Source organism: Schwartzia sp. (in: firmicutes) (assembly GCF_978017985.1).
In genome coordinates, this window is sequence record NZ_CDXDFU010000051.1 from 1 (window position 1) to 5,405 (window position 5,405).

Genomic DNA, 5,405 nt, shown 5'->3' on the forward strand with positions numbered 1-5,405 from the left:
CGCGGTAACTGTCGCTGTTCTGCCTGAGGCGGAAGAGGTTGAGGTAGAAATAAAGAACGAGGATATCAGAATTGATACCTATTGTGCTCACGGCGCAGGCGGACAGTATGTCAACCGTACGGAGACTGCGGTGCGCATAACGCATTTTCCAACGGGGATAGTCGTTCAGTGCCAGGACGAAAAATCTCAGCTCAAAAATAAAGAACAGGCTATGCGTGTTCTGCGTGCGCGGGTTTATGAGCAGAAGCAGCAGGAGCAGGATGCAGCTATGGCGGCGGACAGAAAGAGCCAGGTTGGTTCGGGGGACCGCAGCGAGCGTATCCGTACATATAATTTTCCGCAGGGGCGCGTTACAGACCACCGTGTCGGACTCACGCTTCATAAGCTTGATGCGGTTTTGAACGGAGAGCTTGAGGAACTGCTCAATGCACTCATTACGGCTGACCGCGCGGAAAAAATGAAACAGATGAATTGAAATTATAAGATGAGGTCGGGCGATATGGCAGACGAACAGGTTTGGACAATCGGCAGAATACTCAAGTGGTCGGAGCAGTACTTCCGGAGCCGTGGAATTGATACCCCGCGGCTTGATGCGGAGGTGCTGCTTTCGCATGTGCTCGGAGAAAAACGTATTTTTCTTTATGTGAATTTTGATAAGCCGCTGCAGAAGGAAGAGCTGGCTTTGTACCGTGAGATGGTGAAACGCCGCGCGGCCCGTGAGCCTGTGGCATATATTGTGGGGGCAAGGGATTTCATGGGGCTTCGATTTAAGGTTTCCCCGGCGGTGCTGGTACCGCAGCCTGATACAGAAACTCTTGTGGGAGCCGTAATGGACCGTCTTGAAGACAGCGGAGATTTACGTATAGCCGATATAGGAACGGGCAGCGGGGCCATTGCGCTTTCGCTGCTGCATTACATGCCGTCGGTGACCGCGGCGGCAGTGGATATTTCCGGGGAGGCTCTGGAGGTTGCACGGGAAAACGCGGTGAAGCTGGGGCTGGAAGACCGTGTGACGTTTTATGAGGGAGATCTTTTTGCGCCTCTTGAAGGGGAAAAATTTGCGGCAGTGGTTTCCAATCCGCCATACATTCCTCATGATGATATAGAGGGACTTGAGCCTGAGGTAAAGGCAGAGCCTCTCGGCGCGCTTGATGGAGGCGCAGACGGACTTGATTTCTATAGGCGCCTTGTTGATGAGGCAGGAAATCTTCTTGCGGATAAAGGTTTTTTGGCTATGGAGGTAGGCATTAACGAAGCTGCCGAGGTAGCGGATATGGCAAAAACAGCCGGCTGGGAGCGCTCTGAAATCATTGCGGACCTTGCGGGAATTGACCGTGTTGTTGTTTTATGGAAGAAGTGAAGTATATGCAGACCAAAATCATAAAAATAAATGGTGTCCGTGAGCAGGAAAAAGATTTTGAAGAGGCAGGGACGGTCATAAGAAACGGAGGACTTGTTGCTTTTCCTACGGAAACCGTATACGGACTTGGCGCGAATGGACTGAACGCGGAAGCCTGCGCGGGAATTTATCGGGCAAAGGGACGTCCTTCGGATAATCCTCTCATACTTCATGTCTGTGACCGTGCCATGGTTGATGTTGTTGCTGCGGAGGTTACTCCTCTTGCAGAAAAAATACTCGCGGCATTTTGCCCCGGGCCAATAACAATGCTTCTTCCCAAACGTAGCGCCGTGCCGGATTCTGTCACGGGAGGGCTCGGTACTGTAGGGGTGCGTATGCCTGACAATGACACCGCCCGTGCGCTTATACGCGCGGCAGGTGTTCCTGTTGCGGCGCCCAGCGCGAATATATCGGGGAGACCGAGCCCGACAACAGCCGAAGCAGTTGCGGCAGACATGGAAGGACGTATTTCTGTGATTCTTGACGGAGGGCCATGCCGTTTTGGAGTGGAGTCTACAATTGTTGACTGTACCGGGGATACGGCAGTCATTCTTCGCCCCGGTGCTGTGACGCGGGAAATGCTGGAGGAGGTCTGCGGCAGGGTTGAAATGGACCCTGCGCTTGTGGGAGCAGATACTGTTCCGCGTGCCCCGGGAATGAAATACACTCATTATGCGCCCAAGGCTCCCCTTACGCTTATTCACGGAAAGCCTGAAATGCTTGCAGAGGCATTCACGAAAAAAATCCGTGAGGAAAAAAGCACGGGTAAAAAGGTGGGCGTTATCGTGAGCCGCGGGCTTGCGGAAAAGCTGAAAGAGGATTTGCCTGCGGAGGTTATTGCAGTTTACGGCACACAGGGGAACTATCAGGAGATAGCAGCGCACCTTTACGAAGCACTGCGTTCCTTCGATCATAAAGATGTGGACATTCTGCTTGGTGAAGCGACGGAAGAGGATGGACTTGGCCTGGCGATAATGAACCGCTTCCGGAAGTCCGCAGGCGGACGTATTATTGAAGCATGACAGAGAGATCTTTCTTCGGAAGGATCTCTTTTTGTATGGAAATGTATACAAAAATTTCCGGGCACATCTTTCTCCATTTCTCCCAAATTGTATCTTGATGTGATACAATAAGTATGTATTTTTTTGAAAGGCGGAAGATAGTTTTATGAAGATTGTCATTGGCTGTGACCACGGTGCGCTTGCACTGAAGGACGAAGTCAAAAAGGTTTTGGCGGAATACCCGGATGTAGAGGTCAACGATGTTGGAACCTATACTGAGGAATCGGTAGATTATCCGGATATTGCCGAGAAGGTCTGCGCGGAGATTACAAGCGGCCGTTCTGACAGAGGCATTGTGCTCTGCGGAACGGGAATCGGTATCTCCATTGCAGCGAATAAGATTCACGGCATCCGTGCTGCGCTTTGCAATGATGTGTATTCTGCAATCATGTCGCGCCAGCATAACAATGCCAACGTGCTTGCAATGGGCGGACGCGTAACGGGCTTCGGTCCTGCCGGCGAGATTGTCCGCGCATGGCTCACGACCGAGTTTGAAGGCGGACGTCATGAGCGCCGTGTCAATAAAATCATGGCATTGGAAGAAAAATAATAGACTAAAAGAGCAATGTTGAGGAGGATTTTTGTATGGGAATTATGGATTCTTTGGCAAAGTCAGACCCTGAGATTAAGGCACAGCTTGATAATGAGCTGAATCGTCAGCGTAACAAGCTGGAACTGATTGCTTCCGAAAATATTGTAAGTAAGGCTGTTATGGAGGCGCAGGGAAGCGTTCTCACGAATAAGTACGCAGAGGGCTATCCCGGCAAGCGTTACTATGGCGGCTGCGAGTGCGTGGATGTAGTCGAACAGATTGCCATTGACCGTGCCAAAAAGCTTTTCGGCGCAGCATATGCCAACGTTCAGCCGCATTCCGGCGCTCAGGCAAATATGGCTGTTTTCTTTTCGCTGCTCAAACCCGGCGATACGGTCATGGGCATGAATCTTACGGATGGCGGCCATCTTACTCACGGCAGCCCGGTAAATATGTCCGGTACATACTTCAAAATCATTCCTTATGGTGTTGACAAAGAAACAGAGCAGATTGATTATGATGCTCTCGAAAAACAGGCACAGGAATGCAAGCCGAAGATGATTGTCGCAGGTGCTTCTGCATATGCGCGTATCATTGACTTCCCGCGTCTTGCCGACATTGCTCATAAAGTCGGGGCATATCTCATGGTGGATATTGCCCATATCGCAGGACTTGTAGCTGCAGGCCTCCATCCGAGTCCGGTTCCGTATGCAGATGTCGTTACAACGACAACGCATAAGACGCTCCGCGGACCACGCGGCGGTTTGATTCTCTGCAAGGATGAGGAGTTCGGAAAACAGTTTAATAAGGCTGTATTCCCCGGAATCCAGGGCGGACCGCTCATGCATGTTATAGCCGCAAAGGCTGTGGCTCTTGGGGAAGCGCTGAAACCTGAGTTTAAGGAATATCAGCAGCAGATTCTGAAGAATGCACAGGTCCTCGCTGATGAGCTTACGAAGGACGGTTTCCGTATCGTCACGGGCGGCACGGATAACCATCTTATGCTTGTTGATCTCAGAAGCAAAAATATCACGGGCAAAGAAGCCCAGAATCTCCTTGATGAGGTCGGTATTACGGCTAACCGCAACACGATTCCGTTCGAACCGCTGTCTCCGTTTGTTACAAGCGGTATCCGTCTCGGTTCACCGGCACTTACGACACGCGGCTTCAAGGAAGACGACATGAAGGAAGTCGCAGATATCATTGCACTTGTGCTTGATAACCCGACAAAAGAAGAAGCAAAGGAGGAGGCACGTAAGCGTGTTGCCGCTCTTTGCAAGAAATATCCGCTCTATGAGTAACAGGAGGAATATATAATGAACGAAGACCTTAAAGTAACGGTCATCGACCACCCGCTTGTGCAGCATAAGCTCACAATCATGCGACAGAAGGAAACGGGCTCCAATGAGTTCCGTCAGCTTCTCAGAGAAATTGCAATGCTTATGGGATATGAGATTACGCGCAATTTCCCTCTCGAGGATGTTGAAATCGAGACACCTGTCGCAAAATGCACTGCAAAGCGTATCGCAGGCAAGAAGGTAGGTATTGTGCCTATTCTCCGCGCAGGTCTTGGTATGCTTGACGGTATGCTGGACATTGTTCCTGCAGCCCGTGTCGGTCATATCGGACTTTACCGCGATCCGAAAACATTGAAGCCGGTAGAATATTACTGCAAGCTGCCTTCTGACGTTGCTGATCGCACGCTCATCGTTGTAGATCCGATGCTGGCAACGGGCGGTTCTTCGTCTGCGGCGCTTACCATGCTGAAGGAGCACGGAGCAAAGTCACTTATACTCATGTGCCTTGTTTCCGCACCGGAGGGCGTGCGTGTTGTCAATAAGGAGCATCCGGATGTTCCTGTTTACGTTGCGGCGGTTGACGACCATCTGAACGATAAGGGCTATATCGTTCCGGGTCTTGGCGATGCCGGCGACCGTATTTTTGGTACTCTGTAATTATCATCCCCTGCCTTGGCATCTTTTCGGGTGTTGGGCAGGGGATTTCCTTTAGAAGGGATTGAGCTTTATGAAGGTATTGGTCACGGGAGTTTCAGGGCAGCTTGGATTTGATGTTATTCGTGTACTGCAAAGGCGCGGGATAGAGGCCGTTTCCGCGTCAAGAAAGGAAATGCCTCTGACGGAGCCTCCTAAATGTGCTTCGTTTATAAAGGAAACAAAGCCTGACGCAGTGATTCACTGTGCCGCGTACACGGCAGTTGATAAGGCGGAGGATGAGCAGGAGCTTTGCAGACTTATAAACGCAGAGTCTGTGAAAAGCATTGCTGAAGCATGCGATGAGACAGGAGCAAAGCTCATATATATCAGTACGGACTATGTTTTTCCGGGGACCGGAGATTCTTTTTATAGCGTTGATGACAAAACAGGTCCCTGCAACGCATACGGGAGGTCGAAGC

At 50.9% G+C, this 5,405-nt stretch carries 7 protein-coding genes; all 7 read left to right on the forward strand.

Annotated elements, in window-relative coordinates; translation table 11 throughout:
• Nucleotides 1-475: peptide chain release factor-like protein (locus tag ACY69O_RS02480; RefSeq protein ID WP_462331887.1), on the forward strand; the 475-nt coding region annotated here is incomplete at its 5' end.
• 24 nt (nt 476-499) lie between these two features.
• Nucleotides 500-1,360, forward strand: coding sequence for a peptide chain release factor N(5)-glutamine methyltransferase (gene prmC, locus ACY69O_RS02485; RefSeq protein ID WP_462331888.1), 861 nt, complete (start codon nt 500-502; stop codon nt 1,358-1,360).
• A gap of 5 nt (nt 1,361-1,365) precedes the next feature.
• A complete protein-coding gene (locus tag ACY69O_RS02490) occupies nt 1,366-2,421 on the forward strand; it encodes an L-threonylcarbamoyladenylate synthase (protein WP_462331889.1) in 1,056 nt (351 codons plus the stop codon).
• 145 nt (nt 2,422-2,566) lie between these two features.
• Complete coding sequence (rpiB, locus tag ACY69O_RS02495) at nt 2,567-3,010, forward strand: ribose 5-phosphate isomerase B (protein ID WP_462331890.1); 444 nt, start codon at nt 2,567-2,569, stop codon at nt 3,008-3,010.
• Between the two features lie 35 nt (nt 3,011-3,045).
• Nucleotides 3,046-4,293: a serine hydroxymethyltransferase gene (gene glyA / locus ACY69O_RS02500; protein WP_462331891.1), complete on the forward strand. Its 1,248-nt coding sequence runs from the start codon at nt 3,046-3,048 to the stop codon at nt 4,291-4,293.
• A 15-nt stretch (nt 4,294-4,308) separates the two neighbouring features.
• The gene (gene upp / locus ACY69O_RS02505) at nt 4,309-4,947 is read left to right on the forward strand and encodes a uracil phosphoribosyltransferase (RefSeq protein WP_462331892.1); all 639 of its coding nucleotides are present in this window, start codon (nt 4,309-4,311) and stop codon (nt 4,945-4,947) included.
• A 70-nt stretch (nt 4,948-5,017) separates the two neighbouring features.
• Nucleotides 5,018-5,405: SDR family oxidoreductase (locus ACY69O_RS02510; protein WP_462331893.1), on the forward strand; the 388-nt coding region annotated here is incomplete at its 3' end.

Coding starts and splice junctions, on each gene's coding strand:
- prmC (WP_462331888.1), top strand. CDS start 500: ATGGCAGACGAACAGGTTTGGACAATCGGCAGAATACTCAAGTGGTCG.
- ACY69O_RS02490 (WP_462331889.1), top strand. CDS start 1,366: ATGCAGACCAAAATCATAAAAATAAATGGTGTCCGTGAGCAGGAAAAA.
- rpiB (WP_462331890.1), top strand. CDS start 2,567: ATGAAGATTGTCATTGGCTGTGACCACGGTGCGCTTGCACTGAAGGAC.
- glyA (WP_462331891.1), top strand. CDS start 3,046: ATGGGAATTATGGATTCTTTGGCAAAGTCAGACCCTGAGATTAAGGCA.
- upp (WP_462331892.1), top strand. CDS start 4,309: ATGAACGAAGACCTTAAAGTAACGGTCATCGACCACCCGCTTGTGCAG.